This window comes from Micromonospora sp. NPDC049679 (assembly GCF_040659735.1).
In the GTDB taxonomy this organism is placed as follows: domain Bacteria; phylum Actinomycetota; class Actinomycetes; order Mycobacteriales; family Micromonosporaceae; genus Micromonospora_I.
Genome location: NZ_JBFANZ010000012.1, coordinates 71,265 through 85,457, shown reverse-complemented (window position 1 = coordinate 85,457; position 14,193 = coordinate 71,265). Strand labels below are relative to the sequence as shown.

Below are 14,193 nucleotides of genomic sequence, written 5' to 3'. Positions count from 1 at the left end.
CTACGCATCCCGATCCGGTTTGTCGGCCACGAAAATCGCCGTGCCGGGGAAGAGCCGGCCGCGCAGCGGGCTCCACTGCCCCCAGATCTGGTCGTGTCCCTCCGGCCACTCCGGCTCGATCACGTCGCGCAGCGTGAAGCCGGCTCCCACGATCTCCCGGATCCGGTCGCCGAGCGTCCGGTGCTGCTCCACGTAGGTGGGGACGCCGTGGGCGTCGTACTCGACGTAGGGCCGGCGGTCGAAGTACGAGTGCACGGCGACCAGGCCTCCCTCGCCCGGGTCGTCGAGGAAGATCCAGCGCATCGGGTGCGTGACCGAGAAGACCCACCGTCCGCCGGGGCGCAGCACCCGGAACACCTCGCGCATCACGGCCGCCGAATCGGACACGAACGGCACCGCGCCGAAAGCCGTGCAGACGGTGTCGAACGCCGCGTCGGGGAAGGGGAGGGTGAGGGCGTCGGCCTGGACCAGCGGCACCCGTACGCCGGAGGCCTGTGCCGCCGTGGCGGCGTGCCGCAACATGCCGGCGGAGAGATCCAGCGCGACCACGGCGGCACCCTCGCGGGCCAGCCACCGCGCGGCCGCCGCGGCCCCGCACCCCAGCTCCAGCACCCGTTGCCCCCGCACGTCGCCCAGGAGTCGGACGTCGGCCTCGCGGAGCCCCTCCGGGCACCACACGAAGTCGACCTCGCCCAGGAAGGAACCGTGTTCGGCCTGGTAGTCGTCCGCGTCCTGGTCCCACCAGCGCCGGCTCGCGACGCGGCTCTGCGCGTCGCTCACCTCCCGCCGCTCCACGCCCGGTCCGTCGGCGCGCTGCGCTCCGTCGTCACTCACGACGAGCACGCTACGGCCGGGGTGCGGGGTGCCCGCGCGCGGCCGTGGAGTGTGATGCCGGCGACAGTCATACCGCCCAGTCAGGGCGTTTTCCTGCGATCTGGAAACGCTCTTCCGTGACAAGCTGGGAGGCCTTGCACGCTGTGGTAATGCGCACGGTAAGCTAGTCGATGCGCTCGCGGATCGTGTGCCTCGGCAGGGAGCAGGTCCGCGGTCGACGGACACAGCACAAGATTCCTTCGGTGATTCACGTGCTGGGCCCGGCGACAGATCCGCTGGCGCAAACAGGTCACTGCGACGACACCCAAGCCAGCTGTGACACCCATCCGATCCGGAGCAACCGCCCACATGACGAGCAGCATCGAGGCCACCTCGAGCGCCCCCAGGGTCACCATCGACGATATCGGTTCCGAGGAAGCTTTCCTCGCCGCGATCGACGAGACCATCAAGTACTTCAATGACGGCGACATTGTCGAAGGCACCGTCGTCAAGGTCGATCGGGACGAGGTCCTGCTCGACATCGGCTACAAGACCGAGGGCGTCATCCCCTCGCGCGAGTTGTCGATCAAGCACGACGTGGACCCCGCCGAGGTGGTGTCGGTCGGTGACCACATTGAAGCCCTGGTCCTCACGAAGGAGGACAAGGAGGGGCGTCTGATCCTCTCGAAGAAGCGGGCGCAGTACGAGCGCGCGTGGGGCACGATCGAGAAGATCAAGGAGGAGGACGGCGTCGTCCGTGGCTCCGTCATCGAGGTGGTCAAGGGTGGCCTCATCCTCGACATCGGGCTGCGGGGCTTCCTGCCCGCGTCCCTGGTCGAGATGCGCCGCGTGCGCGACCTGCAGCCGTACGTCGGCCGCGAGCTCGAAGCCAAGATCATCGAGCTGGACAAGAACCGCAACAACGTGGTCCTGTCCCGCCGTGCCTGGCTGGAGCAGACGCAGTCCGAGGTTCGCACCGAGTTCCTCAACAAGCTGCAGAAGGGCCAGGTCCGCAAGGGCGTCGTGTCCTCGATCGTCAACTTCGGCGCGTTCGTCGACCTGGGCGGCGTGGACGGCCTCGTGCACGTCTCCGAGCTCTCCTGGAAGCACATCGACCACCCGTCCGAGGTCGTCGAGGTCGGCCAGGAGGTCGAGGTCGAGGTCCTGGACGTCGACCTGGACCGCGAGCGGGTCTCGCTGTCGCTGAAGGCGACGCAGGAGGACCCGTGGCGTCAGTTCGCCCGGACGCACGCGATCGCGCAGATCGTCCCGGGTAAGGTCACCAAGCTCGTTCCGTTCGGTGCGTTCGTCCGCGTCGACGACGGCATCGAGGGCCTGGTGCACATCTCCGAGCTGGCCGAGCGGCACGTCGAGCTCCCGGAGCAGGTCGTCCAGGTGGGCTCGGACGTCATGGTCAAGGTCATCGACATCGACCTGGAGCGTCGTCGGATCTCGCTGTCGCTGAAGCAGGCCAACGAGGGCTTCGTCGAGGGCGAGGAGCACTTCGACCCGACCCTCTACGGCATGGCTGCGACCTACGACCCCGAGGGCAACTACATCTACCCCGAGGGCTTCGACCCGGAGACCGGGGAGTGGCTCGAGGGCTTCGACAAGCAGCGCGAGACGTGGGAGACCCAGTACGCCGAGGCGCGTACCCGCTGGGAGGCCCACACCAAGCAGGTGCAGACGGCTCGCGAGGCCGACGCGGACGCGGCGGCCAACCCGCCCGCGCCCAGCGCCGGTGCGACCTCGTCGTCGACCCCGGCCCCGGCCCGTCAGGCCGAGGAGCCCGCCGGCACCCTGGCTACCGACGAGGCGCTCGCCGCTCTGCGCGAGAAGCTCGCCGGCGGCAAGAGCTGAGCTAGCCCGCACAACGGCGGAGGCCCCGCCCGCGACACACGTCGCGGGCGGGGCCTCCGCCATTTTCCGTCCCGCGACCCGAGCGATCAGGGATTGCCCCGGCGTGTCCGGTCATCACCTCCCCGGTCACGGCGATCATGCGAGCGCGGCGGCAAAGCCGGTCTGCCGGGGGTGAACATCGACCCCGCGACGGTGGCGCGTCGCGCGATCCGGTTGACTGTCCGGATGCTCATGGTGGGACTCACCGGCGGGATCGGAGCCGGCAAGAGCGCGGTGGCCGCGCGGTTCGCCGCCAACGGTGCCGTGATCGTCGACTCCGACCGCATCGCCCGCGAGGTGGTGGCGCCGGGCAGCGACGGGCTCCGCGAGATCGTCGCGGCCTTCGGGCCGGGCGTGCTCGCCCCCGACGGCACGCTGGACCGGCCCGCCCTGGCGGCGGTGGTGTTCGGGGACGACCCCGCCCGCCGCCGGCTCGAAGCCATCACCCATCCCCGGGTCCGGGCCCGCACCGAGCAGCTCGCCGCCGCGGCCGGCCCCGACGCGATCGTCGTGAACGACGTGCCGCTCCTCGTCGAGGTGGGGCTCGCGCCCAGCTATCACCTGGTCATCGTGGTGGAGGCCGCCCAGGACATCCGGATCAGCCGGCTCGTCGGTGACCGGGGCATGACCGAGGAACAGGCGTACGCCCGCATCCAGGCGCAGACCGGGGACGCGCAGCGGCGGGCGGTCGCGGACGTGCTGTTGCGCAACGACGGGCCCCTCGCGGAGCTGGAAGCCGCCGTCGACGCGGTGTGGCACGAGCGGCTGGTCCCGTACGAGCGGAATCTGCGCGCGCGGCGGCCCGCCCGCCGCGCGCCGCTGGTGGTGCTCGCCGACTCGGACCCGACCTGGCCGCAGGAGTTCGTCCGGCTCGCCGACCGGATCCGGCACGCGCTCGGCGGTTCGCGGCGGGTCGACCACATCGGCTCGACCGCCGTGGCGGGACTGCCCGCCAAGGACGTCATCGACCTTCAACTCACCGTCGAATCGCTGGACGAGGCGGACGCGTTGGCCGACCGGCTCGCCGATGCCGGCTTCCCGCCCTGCCCCGGCGACTGGTGGGACGCGCCGAAGCCGTCGGCGTCCGACCCGGCGGCGTGGGGGAAGCGGCTGCACGGCAGCGCGGACCCCGCCCGACCGGCCCACCTGCACGTGCGCGTGGTCGGCTCGCCCGGGTGGCGGTACGCCCTGCTGCTCCGCGACTACCTGCGCGCCGAGGAGGGCGCCCGGTCGGGATACCTGGCGCTCAAGCGCGAACTCGCCGCGGCGGGCGGCTCGGCGGAGTCGTACGCGGCCGCGAAGGAACCATGGTTCGACGAGGTGTTCGGGCGGGCGGAACGCTGGGCGGCGAGCACCGGCTGGCAGCCGTAGGCGGCACCGCCATTCAGGGCGCGGGGAGCGCGCGGAGCCGGGGCACCTCCGCGGGGGTCAGATCGAGCTGCGCGAAGGCGCCGGTGCGGGTGCGCAGCTCCAGCCGGCGTAGCAGCCCGGAACGGTCGACCCAGTAGCGCAGCCGTGCGCTCCCACGCGCACCCCCTTTTTCGGCCGGCTTCGGGATCTCGAAGACGGCGACGCTGGTCGAGCCGATGCGGTCGGACCGCAGCCACGCCGCGGAGCGGCGCAGCGCCTGCGCGTCGTCCGGACTCGGGCTTCCCATCGACACCGCCTCGTTGACCAGCAGGTCGAGGTCGAGTCCGCCGCGCGCGTCGCCGCGCCGTTCCCACGGCACGACGGTCCAGCCGCCGGCCGGTGGGGGAAGTGGAGGCATGGCGTCGTTGCCTGTAGGTGCCTTCTGCGGCGCCGGGCGGAGCGCCACGCCGGCCTGGGCCGCGCGCAACAGCGCCGGTTCAGCAGGGCGGTCGAGGTCGCGCAGCCGGAGGTAGAGCGTGGGCTCGCGCCAGTCGACCCATCCGGTGCCGCGCAGGTTGGCGTCGGGCACCGTCGGCACGGCGAGGGCGACCCGCGCCCCGCCGTTGCCGAGGTTGCGTTGCCGCATGCGGGCCAGGAGTCGTGCCTCGGCGGTGGTCACCGCGCGCGGGGTCACCGGACGTCCGCCGAGGGCGGCGATCGCGGTGAGCGTCGGGCGCTGCGTCCGATCAAAATCCGCCGTTACGGGGATGTCGTCGGCGAGCAGGGCCTCGAGCCGGTGCAGCCGGGCGTCCCCGTCGAGCCAGTAGCGGACCGCGCCGCCCATCGCCGCGAGGGAGGTGGGGGGCGTCGGGCCGGGAGTGCGGTGGGCCGGCGTCCCGGTGCTCGGTGGCGCGGCCTGCCGGCCCGGCCCGGCCGGCGTGGCGGGTGCTGCCTGGGGCGGAACCGCGGGCCCCAGCAGCACATCGACCGCCGCTCCGCCGGTCCGTTCCCGCCCGAGCCATCGGGCGTCGCTCCGGGCGAGCAGGTCTACCGGGTCGGGGCGGGTATGGGCGATGGCGAAGAGAAGCGCGATGAACGAGTCGAGCGGGCCGGGGTGCGGGGTGCCGGCGCTCGCCGGGCGTACCCGCCACGCGTCCCGTGGCGGCGCCGGCGGCGGCGTCGCGGGGGCGGGGCCCGCAGCCTGCGGGGTCGCGGCGCCCGCCTGCGGCGTCGGGGCGGCCGCGCGGGTCGCGATCACCCCCGGTACGGCCTGCAGTAGGCCGTACTGCTGTTGCGCCCCCGGCCCGCTCACCGCGAAATAGGCCAGGGTACGGCCCCAGTCGACCCACCCGGTGAGGCGGAGCTCACTGCCGGGCCGTCCGAGCGTGGCCCGCAGGCCGGCGCGGGCGTCGCGGTAGTTGTGCACCCGCATGGTGGCCAGCCGCTGGGCTTCGGCGGTGGAGAGCGGGCGGGTCTGGTCGACCGGTGTGGCGGTCGGCGCACACGAGCGCAGGCCACCGGCGAGGCCGACGGCGGCGCCGGCGGCGAGGCACAGGAGCGTGGCGAGAGCCACCGGTCGACGGCGGTCGGCGTGCGGCGGCTTTGCGCCCGGGGGCGAGGACGTCACGCGTAGTTGAACGCTTTTATCGGTCGAAGGTGACGTTTGCGGGATCAACCGGGAGGTAACGGAGTGGCCTCAGGGGCGCTCGCGGCGACCGATCTGCGCCTCTGCGCGACCGCGTCTGGTGCGCACGCCAGCGAGGTGCCGGGGCAGCAACCACAGCGTCCGGGTCGACCAGCCGGTGTGGAGGCCCGATCGTTAACCCGGTCGGCCGCCGCGAGCGGCCTACCTCTAGCACGGTAGTCCGGTGATCTCCAGCACACAATGGCCATATCGAAGCTGATCGTGCACGGATCGTCGTCCGCGCCAGGTTGTCACAGGGTCGGCGTAACTTTGTTGGCATGGCGCTTGACATTCCGCGACTCGACGGCCGCTTCCAGGTTGTCAGTGACTACCAGCCCGCGGGCGACCAGCCCGCGGCCATCACCGAGCTTGAGCGACGGGTCCGTCGCGGCGAGCGGCACAACGTGCTGCTCGGCGCGACCGGCACCGGCAAGAGCGCGACGACGGCGTGGCTCATCGAGCGGCTGCAGCGCCCCACCCTCGTGCTGGCCCCCAACAAGACTCTCTGCGCCCAGCTCGCCAAGGAGTTCCGCGAGCTGATGCCGCACAACGCGGTCGAATACTTCGTCTCCTACTACGACTACTACCAGCCCGAGGCCTACATTCCGCAGACCGACACCTACATCGAAAAGGACTCCTCCATCAACGAGGAGGTGGAGCGGCTGCGCCACTCCGCGACGGTGTCGCTGCTCACCCGCCGCGACGTCGTGGTCGTCGCGACGGTGTCGGCGATCTACGGTCTCGGCACCCCGCAGGAATACCTGGACCGGGCGGCGAAGGTCAAGGTCGGTCAGGAGATCGAGCGCGACAAGCTGCTGCGCCGCCTGGTGGAGATCCAGTACGCGCGCAACGATCTGGCCTTCAACCGGGGCACGTTCCGGGTGCGCGGCGACACCCTGGAAATCATCCCGGCCTACGAGGAGCTGGCGGTCCGGATCGAGTTCTTCGGTGACGAGATCGAGCGCCTCTACTACCTGCACCCGCTCACCGGCGACATCATCAAGGAGGTCGACCAGCTGCTCATCTTCCCCGCCACGCACTACGCGGCGGGCCCCGAGCGGATGGAGCGGGCGATCCGCGACATCGAGGCGGAGCTGGCGGACCGGCTCGCCGAGCTGGATCGGCAGGGCAAGCTGCTGGAGGCGCAGCGGCTGCGGATGCGTACCACCTACGACATCGAGATGATGCGGCAGGTGGGGTTCTGCTCGGGCATCGAAAACTACTCGATGCACATCGACGGCCGCGACTTCGGCAGCCCGCCGCACTGCCTGCTCGACTACTTCCCCGACGACTACATCACGGTCATCGACGAGTCCCACGTGAGCATTCCGCAGATCGGTGGCATGTACGAGGGCGACGCCTCGCGCAAGCGGATGCTGATCGACCACGGTTTCCGGCTGCCGAGCGCGCAGGACAACCGCCCGCTGCGCTTCGACGAGTTCCTGGAGCGGGTCGGTCAGATGGTGTTCCTCTCCGCGACGCCCGGCACATGGGAGCTGGAGCAGGCGGCCGGCGAGGTGGTCGAGCAGGTCATCCGACCGACCGGGCTGATCGACCCCGAGGTCATCGTCAAGCCCACCAAGGGCCAGATCGACGACCTGATGCACGAGATCAAGCTGCGCACCGAGCGCGACGAGCGGGTCCTGGTCACCACGCTGACCAAGAAGATGTCCGAGGACCTGACCGACTACCTGCTGGAGCACGGCATCCGGGTCCGCTACCTGCACTCCGAGGTCGACACGTTGCGCCGCGTCGAGCTGCTGAGTGAGCTGCGGAAGGGCGACTACGACGTCCTGGTCGGCATCAACCTGCTGCGGGAGGGGCTCGACCTGCCCGAGGTGTCGCTGGTGGCCATTCTCGACGCCGACAAGGAGGGCTTCCTGCGCAGCGGCCGGTCGCTGATCCAGACCATCGGCCGGGCGGCGCGCAACGTCTCCGGCCAGGTGCACATGTACGCCGACAAGATGACGCCGTCGATGGCGGACGCGATCGACGAGACCAACCGACGGCGGGCCAAGCAGGTCGCGCACAACGAGGCCAACGGCCTCTCGCCGCAGCCGCTCCGCAAGAAGATCCACGACATTCTCGACGACATCTACCGTGAGTCCGAGGACACCGAGGGGGCGCTGGCCGGCCACGGAGCCGGGGGCGCCATCGTCGGCGGGGCGGGCCGGCAGATCTCGCGGGGCAAGGCGCCGGTGCCGGAGACCCGCAGCCGCGGTAAGGCCGCGGCGACACCATCGCGGGCGGGGATGGCGCGGGCCGACCTGGCCCAGCTCATCCAGGAGCTCAACGACCAGATGTTGGGGGCGGCCCGCGAGCTGCAGTTCGAGCTCGCGGCGCGGATCCGTGACGAGGTGCAGGAGCTGAAGAAGGAACTGCGCGCGATGGATGTCGCCGGGGTCCGCTGACCGCCGTCGCGCCACGGAACTACGATGGGCCGCTCCCACGGCCCCGGCCTGAGCTGCCCGCTGCCTCGCGGTCGACCGTGGGCTGCCGATGGCCACGGCGGAGACGTTCCTCCGGCGCCGCTACGCCGCCGAGGGCGCGGTCGGTCGGGGCGGCACACGCCGACGGAGGCCCGGTCGCGGTGGCCGCAGTGCGTCCGCAGCAAACCGCCGGGTACGCCGCGCAATCCGCACCGCACTCGTGGTCCAGGCGTTGCGGCGCATGCGGACGGCGGACGGCGGACGGCGGATGGTCCTCCACGCCATGGACCGTCCGGCTCCGCTCTCACCGACCAGTCACCCTCCGCGCGATCGCGCGACGCGCTCGACGGCCCGGACGACCGCGCCCGCCCCGTCCTCGGCGGCCAGCGTCGCCGCGAGGGCGCGGGCCCGCTCGGCGTAGGCCGGCTGCGACACGGCGGCGCGGATCGCGGCGGCGAGCCGGTCCACACTGAGTTGCTTGGCGGGGATGGTGTCCGCGGCCACGCCGAGCGCGGCGAGCCGCGCCGCCCAGAAGGGCTGGTCGGCGAGCATCGGGACCGGCACCGCGGGCAGGCCGGCGCGGAGCCCTGCGGCGGTCGTCCCGCCGCCGGCGTGGTGGACCACGGCCGCCAACTGCGGGAGAAGCCACTCGTGTGGCACGTCGCCGATGGTCATGATCGTGTCGCTGCCGGCGCTGGCTCCCGAGATTCCGGCCCAGCCCGACTGGATGAGGCCCCGTACGCCGGCGCGGTGCAGCGCGCGAACGATCAGCTCGCTGAGCCCGTCGCGCTCGCTGGCCATGCTGCCGAAGCCGACGAGGACCGGGGGCGGCCCGGCGGCGATGAAATCAACCAACCGCGGCGGCGGGGCCCAGCCGGAGAGGGTCGCCGGCCACCAGTAGCCCACCACGTCCAGCCCAGGGTGCCAGTCGGTGGGGCGCGGAACGACCGTCGGGCTGAAGCCGTGCAGAATGGGGTGGTGCGCGGCCTCGGAGCGCCGTTCCAGGGCGGCGAGGGAGGTCGGTGGCAGCCCCAACCGCGCGCGCAGCCGGCGGGAGGGCGCGGCATAGATGGTGCGGGCGACGCCCAACTGCAGCCGCCCCGCGGTCCGGTTGCCCCACCCCCCGAGCGAGCGGGCGATCATGACCGGTGGAAAGGCCCCGGTGGGGTGGATCGGCTGCAGGAAGACCCCCAGGGTCGGGATGCGGTGGCGCTCGGCCACGGAGTAGCCCAGCGGCGCCGTGGTCGCGGAGAGCAGCAGGGCGTCCGCGCCGGGTTCGGCGGCCGCCGCGATGCCGTCACCGAGTTCGTCGATGAGGCGATGCCCGAGCCGGACGAATTCGATCAGTCCCCGTGCCGTCGGCCCCGCACGGTGCAGCCGTTGCCCGCTGGCCGTGTGTTGCAGGGCGCGTAGGTCGCCGGGCATCGGTCGGAACCCCAACCCGACGCCGGTGATCATCTTCGCGAAGGACTCGTGGGCGGCGAGCGTGACGTCGTGGCCGGCCGCGCGCAGCCGTACGCCGAGCCCGGTGTACGGCGCGACATCTCCCCGCGATCCGGCGGTGACGATCAGGAGCCGCATGCCACCTCCGCGCGGCTACCGCGTGGCTGGCGGAACCGGGTCGGGGGCGACGTCGGTGAAGTGCTCGACCCGCGGCGCGCCGGCGAAGTAGGGGCCGATCAGGGAACGCCACGTGGTGAAGCGTTCCGTGGCCCGGAAGTTCTCCTCATGGGCGGCGATCGAGTCCCACTCGACGAGCAGCACGAACCGTGACGGCGACTCGATGCCGCGGGTCATCCGCACCGATCGGCATCCCGGAGTGCCGGCGAGCACCTCATGCCCCTTCGCGTACGCCACCGCGAAATCGTCTTCCTGACCGGCGACCACGTCGATCAGCGCAACCTCAAGCACCATTCCGGCAGCCTCGCACGGCGCGCCAGCCGTGGACAGACCGGGGTTACCGTTAGCCGCCAGATGATCTAGGGGAGGGGAGCGGGGCAGTGATCGAGTGGTTGACCAGTGCGGCGTTCACGGTGGCCGGCACGCCGACGAGCTGGGGGGAGGTACTGGGATTTGTCACCGGCGTGGTCAACGTCTGGCTCGTCGCCCGTCAGCAGGTCTGGAACTGGCCCACCGGGATCGCCAACGTGCTGCTGCTGATGCTGCTGTTCTGGACCGCGGGGCTCTACGCCGACGCGGGGCTGCAGCTGGTCTACGTCGCGCTCGGCCTGTACGGATGGTGGCACTGGCTCTTCGGCGGCGCGGAGCGGAGCCGGCTGACGGTGAGCCGTACGAGCCGGGGGGAGTGGGTCGGCCTGACCGTCGCGGGCATGCTGCTCACCGCGGCGCTCTGGGTGCTGCTCACCCGGGTGACCGACTCCACCGTCCCGTTGGCGGACACCCTGACCACCGCGCTGTCGCTGCTGGCCACGTACGGGCAGACGCGCAAGCGGGTGGAGAGCTGGTGGATCTGGATCACGGCAGATCTGATCTACATCCCGCTCTACGCCTACAAGGGGCTCTACCTGACCGCCGGCCTCTACGTGGTCTTCCTGGCGCTCTGCGTGCTGGGGCTGCGGGCCTGGCGGGCCGACCTGGGCCGGGTCGCCGACGCGCGGCCGGCCGCGGCTGGACCGGCGCCGGTCAACGCATGAGCCGGTTCGGCCACGGGCTGGTGGTGGGGAAGTTCTACCCGCCGCACGCGGGGCACCACGCGCTGATCGATGCCGCGGCGGCACGCTGTGACCGGGTCACCGTGGTCGTGGCGCCGTCACGCCGCGAGTCGATCCCGCTGGAGCTGCGGGTGTCCTGGATGCGCGAGGTGCACGGCGGCAGCCCGCACGTCACGGTCGTCGGGGTCTACGACGACCATCCGGTCGACTACGCCGACCCGGCGGTGTGGGACGCGCACTGCGCGTTGTTCCGGGCGGCCGCGGGCGACGCACGGGTCGACGCGGTGTTCACGTCGGAGGCGTACGGCGAGGAGCTGGCGCGTCGCTTCTCGGCCGTACCCGTGTGTGTTGATCCTGATCGGGTGGCCGTGCCGGTTTCCGGCACCGCGGTGCGGGCGGACCCGGTCGCGGCCTGGCGGTGGCTCAGCGCGCCGGTGCGGGCCTGGTTCGTCCGCCGGGTGGTGGTGGTCGGCGCGGAGTCCACGGGGACCACGACGATGGCCGGGGCGCTCGCGGCGCACTACCGGACGGTGTGGGTGCCGGAGTACGGCCGCGAGTTGACCGCGCGCAAGCTGGCGGAGCTGCGCGCGGTGGAGCCGGCGGCGACGGTCTTCGACGTGCGCTGGGACCGGGCCGACTTCGCCGAGGTGGTGCGGGAGCAGCAGGCGGCCGAGGACGCGGCCGCGCGGCGCAGCGGGCCGCTGCTCTTCTGCGACACGGATGCGCGGGCGACGGCGTTGTGGGAGGAGCGCTACCTGGGCTCCGCGTCGGCCGCGGTTCGCGGGGCGGCCCGGCAGCCCGATCTCTACCTGCTGACCGATCACGGAGACGTGCCGTTCGCCGACGACGGGCTGCGCGACGGAGAGCACCTGCGGGCGTGGATGACCGGGCGGTTCCGTGAGGTGCTGGCGGCGTCCGGGGTGCCGGTGCTGGAGTTGCGCGGCGGGCACGAGGAGCGGCTGCGCAGGGCGGTGGCGGCCTGCGACGACCTGCTCGCCGGGGGATGGGCGCTGGCGGAGCCGATCATTCCTTTCAGCCCAGCCTCCTAGGACGCCGTACGGGGTGTGCAGCGGCACAAAGATCGCAGGGGAGTCGATTCGCGCTTTCCTGCGGGACTGAGGGAGAATGGCGGTGAAGGAGGGGAGTATTCCCCCGCGACTGCGTCGTCAGCACGGTCGTCGGCCGGTTCGCCGGTCTCGACCCGGCGCCGTCGGTCACCGCACCATCGGCCCTGAGCGGCCGGCGGGTCGGTGGCGGAAGAGACCTCCGACAGTCACCCCAATGCACATCGTCATCGAGGCACGTCCTTCCGCGGGCGGGCCCGCTCGGCGGTGTCGCGTGTCTGCCGGAGGTTAAGCTTGAACGTGTCTACCTGGGTGTGGATCGCGACTCTGGTCGCGCTGACCGCAGTGCTCGCCGTCGACCTGTTGATCATCGGCCGCCGGCCCCACGAGCCGAGCATGCGCGAATCGGGCCTCTGGGTCGTTTTCTACGTCGGGCTCGCGCTGCTGTTCGGTGTCGGGATCTGGGTCACCTCCGGAGCCGTGCGCGCCGGCGAGTTCTACACCGGCTGGCTCACCGAATACAGCCTCTCGGTCGACAACCTCTTCGTCTTCGTGATCATCATGGGCCGCTTCGCGGTGCCCCGGCAGTACCAGCAGAAGGTGCTGCTCATCGGCATCGTGCTGGCGCTGATCATGCGCGGCGGTTTCATCGCCGCCGGCGCCGCGCTCATCTCCCAGTTCTCGTGGGTCTTCTACATCTTCGGCGCCTTCCTTGTCTACACCGCGATCAACTTCCTGAAGCAGGGCGAGCCGGACGCGGATGACTTCTCGGAAAACATGCTGATCCGGTGGAGCCGCCGCGCCCTGCCGCTGTCGAAGAGCTACGACGGCGCGCGGATCACCACCACCGACGCGGCCGGACGGCGCCTCTTCACCCCGATGCTCATCGTGATGATCGCGATCGGCACGACCGACCTGATCTTCGCGCTCGACTCCATCCCGGCGATCTTCGGCATCACCCAGGAGCCCTACCTGGTCTTCACCGCCAACGTCTTCGCCCTGATGGGGCTCCGCCAGCTCTACTTCCTGCTCGGCGGCCTCCTCGACCGACTGGTCTACCTCAACATCGGCCTCGCCGCCGTACTCGGCTTCATCGGCGTCAAGCTGGTGCTGGAAGCCCTCGCCGACAACAACCTGCCGTTCCTCAACGGTGGCGAGCCGATCCCGTGGGCGCCGCACGTGCCGATCTGGCTCTCGCTCGCCGTGATCATCGGGGCGCTCGGCACGGCCACGGTCGCCAGCCTGATCAAGTCGAGCAAGGACAAGAAGCGCGCGCTGATCGACGCGTGAGCTGATCGCCACAGCACGATGCAGGGGCCCCGCGATGCGGGGCCCCTGCGCTGTCAGACGCGGTGCGCGCCGACCAGGGTCGCCGTGCGGTCCTCCGGCAGCCGCTCTTCCACCACCCGACGCCTCGTGTAGCAGGCGTGCAGCATCCGCCGCCCGTCCGCGTCCGGCTCGGCGGTCACGATCCCGATGTGGTGGATGTTCTTCCCGGGGCGGGCGAAGAAGTAGAGATCGCCCGGGCGCTCGTCACCCAGCGCCAGCGGGGTCGTCGCCCGCGCCTGGTCGTCGGCGTCGCGTGGCAACCGCACGCCGAAGCGGCGCCAGGCCAGGTGGACCAGGCCCGAGCAGTCGATCCCGTACGCGGAGACGCCGCCCCAGACGTAGATCACATCGCGCAGCCGGGAGGCGACCGCGAGGACCTCGGCGGCCGTCGGCGGGCGGTCCGGTAGCGGCGCCAGGTCCTCCGTCGGCGCCCAGAGCGGGACAGGATGCCCGGGCACCCGCGCCGGTCGCCATCGTTGCTGCGCCGGCCCGTCCGGGGTGAGCCGGGTGCCGAGAATGACACCGGGAAGCACCACGTCGCCGTCCGGCGCGGAACGCAGAGCGGTGACCGTCGCGTCGACCACCAGGCTTCCGTCTTTCGAGGTCGGATCCGGCGCGGGCGCCAGCTGGGTGGCGAGCAGCCAACCCGGGTAGCCGCGGGGGTCGAGCTTCGCCGCGGGCTGCTCGACCGCCACGATGCGCGCCCAACCGTCCGGGCGCACCTCCTCGACCAGCACCCGTTCGCCGAGCAGAAGCTGGCTGAGCACGGCGTCGCCGACCTGCTGGTCGGCGTCCATGCCGGAAACCCAGGCGGGGAGATCGGTCAGCGGCGCGAGCGCGGGAGCGTCGATCGGACGGACGGCCTCCGGGCGCGCCCACAGGGTCGCGACCGCGACCCGGACAAGGGCCTCCCGGCCCGGCTGCAGAACCACGGTCCACCCCTCACCTTCCGC

General features: G+C 71.8%; 11 protein-coding genes. 6 read left to right on the top strand and 5 right to left on the bottom strand.

Features of this window, described 5'->3' with window-relative positions; all coding sequences use genetic code 11:
• Positions 1 to 834 (bottom strand): class I SAM-dependent methyltransferase, encoded by an 834-nt coding sequence (locus tag AB0J06_RS10645; RefSeq protein WP_357426937.1) that lies wholly within the window; start codon positions 832 to 834, stop codon positions 1 to 3.
• Positions 835 to 1,182: 348 nt separating this feature from the next.
• Between AB0J06_RS10645 and rpsA the strand changes: the two genes are divergently transcribed.
• A complete protein-coding gene (gene rpsA, locus AB0J06_RS10640) occupies positions 1,183 to 2,673 on the top strand; it encodes a 30S ribosomal protein S1 (RefSeq protein WP_357426935.1) in 1,491 nt (496 codons plus the stop codon).
• 225 nt (positions 2,674 to 2,898) lie between these two features.
• The gene (gene coaE / locus AB0J06_RS10635) at positions 2,899 to 4,083 is read left to right on the top strand and encodes a dephospho-CoA kinase (protein WP_357427054.1); all 1,185 of its coding nucleotides are present in this window, start codon (positions 2,899 to 2,901) and stop codon (positions 4,081 to 4,083) included.
• Between the two features lie 13 nt (positions 4,084 to 4,096).
• Here coaE and AB0J06_RS10630 read toward each other — a convergent pair whose 3' ends face one another.
• The gene (locus AB0J06_RS10630; RefSeq protein ID WP_357426933.1) at positions 4,097 to 5,635 is read right to left on the bottom strand and encodes a hypothetical protein; all 1,539 of its coding nucleotides are present in this window, start codon (positions 5,633 to 5,635) and stop codon (positions 4,097 to 4,099) included.
• A 389-nt stretch (positions 5,636 to 6,024) separates the two neighbouring features.
• On the opposite strand from AB0J06_RS10630, the gene uvrB reads away from it, so the two are divergent.
• Positions 6,025 to 8,157 carry an excinuclease ABC subunit UvrB gene (uvrB, locus tag AB0J06_RS10625; RefSeq protein WP_357426931.1) on the top strand — a complete coding sequence of 711 codons (2,133 nt, stop codon included), beginning with the start codon at positions 6,025 to 6,027 and terminating at the stop codon, positions 8,155 to 8,157.
• Positions 8,158 to 8,490: 333 nt separating this feature from the next.
• Here uvrB and AB0J06_RS10620 read toward each other — a convergent pair whose 3' ends face one another.
• The gene (locus AB0J06_RS10620; protein ID WP_357426929.1) at positions 8,491 to 9,756 is read right to left on the bottom strand and encodes a glycosyltransferase; all 1,266 of its coding nucleotides are present in this window, start codon (positions 9,754 to 9,756) and stop codon (positions 8,491 to 8,493) included.
• 15 nt (positions 9,757 to 9,771) lie between these two features.
• Positions 9,772 to 10,089 (bottom strand): antibiotic biosynthesis monooxygenase family protein, encoded by a 318-nt coding sequence (locus AB0J06_RS10615; protein ID WP_357426927.1) that lies wholly within the window; start codon positions 10,087 to 10,089, stop codon positions 9,772 to 9,774.
• A gap of 86 nt (positions 10,090 to 10,175) precedes the next feature.
• Here AB0J06_RS10615 and pnuC point away from each other — a divergent pair, with 86 nt between their 5' ends.
• The 3 genes from pnuC to AB0J06_RS10600 all read left to right on the top strand — a co-directional run bounded on the left by pnuC (position 10,176) and on the right by AB0J06_RS10600 (position 13,201).
• Positions 10,176 to 10,829: a nicotinamide riboside transporter PnuC gene (pnuC, locus tag AB0J06_RS10610; protein WP_357426925.1), complete on the top strand. Its 654-nt coding sequence runs from the start codon at positions 10,176 to 10,178 to the stop codon at positions 10,827 to 10,829.
• Positions 10,826 to 11,896, top strand: a complete 1,071-nt coding sequence (locus tag AB0J06_RS10605; RefSeq protein WP_357426923.1) for an AAA family ATPase — start codon at positions 10,826 to 10,828, stop codon at positions 11,894 to 11,896. Before pnuC ends, AB0J06_RS10605 begins: the two co-directional genes overlap by 4 nt.
• Positions 11,897 to 12,205: 309 nt before the next feature.
• On the top strand, positions 12,206 to 13,201 hold the full coding sequence (locus AB0J06_RS10600; RefSeq protein WP_357426921.1) for a TerC family protein: 996 nt from the start codon (positions 12,206 to 12,208) through the stop codon (positions 13,199 to 13,201).
• Positions 13,202 to 13,254: 53 nt separating this feature from the next.
• Here the strand turns inward: AB0J06_RS10600 and AB0J06_RS10595 are convergent, their stop codons facing one another.
• Complete coding sequence (locus AB0J06_RS10595) at positions 13,255 to 14,172, bottom strand: C40 family peptidase (RefSeq protein ID WP_357426919.1); 918 nt, start codon at positions 14,170 to 14,172, stop codon at positions 13,255 to 13,257.
• Positions 14,173 to 14,193 lie beyond the last annotated feature (21 nt).

What these genes read in the sequence shown, in the direction of transcription:
- rpsA (WP_357426935.1), top strand. Translation starts at nt 1,183, where the DNA reads ATGACGAGCAGCATCGAGGCCACCTCGAGCGCCCCCAGGGTCACCATC.
- coaE (WP_357427054.1), top strand. Translation starts at nt 2,899, where the DNA reads ATGCTCATGGTGGGACTCACCGGCGGGATCGGAGCCGGCAAGAGCGCG.
- uvrB (WP_357426931.1), top strand. Translation starts at nt 6,025, where the DNA reads ATGGCGCTTGACATTCCGCGACTCGACGGCCGCTTCCAGGTTGTCAGT.
- AB0J06_RS10620 (WP_357426929.1), bottom strand. Translation starts at nt 9,756, where the DNA reads ATGCGGCTCCTGATCGTCACCGCCGGATCGCGGGGAGATGTCGCGCCG.
- AB0J06_RS10615 (WP_357426927.1), bottom strand. Translation starts at nt 10,089, where the DNA reads ATGGTGCTTGAGGTTGCGCTGATCGACGTGGTCGCCGGTCAGGAAGAC.
- AB0J06_RS10605 (WP_357426923.1), top strand. Translation starts at nt 10,826, where the DNA reads ATGAGCCGGTTCGGCCACGGGCTGGTGGTGGGGAAGTTCTACCCGCCG.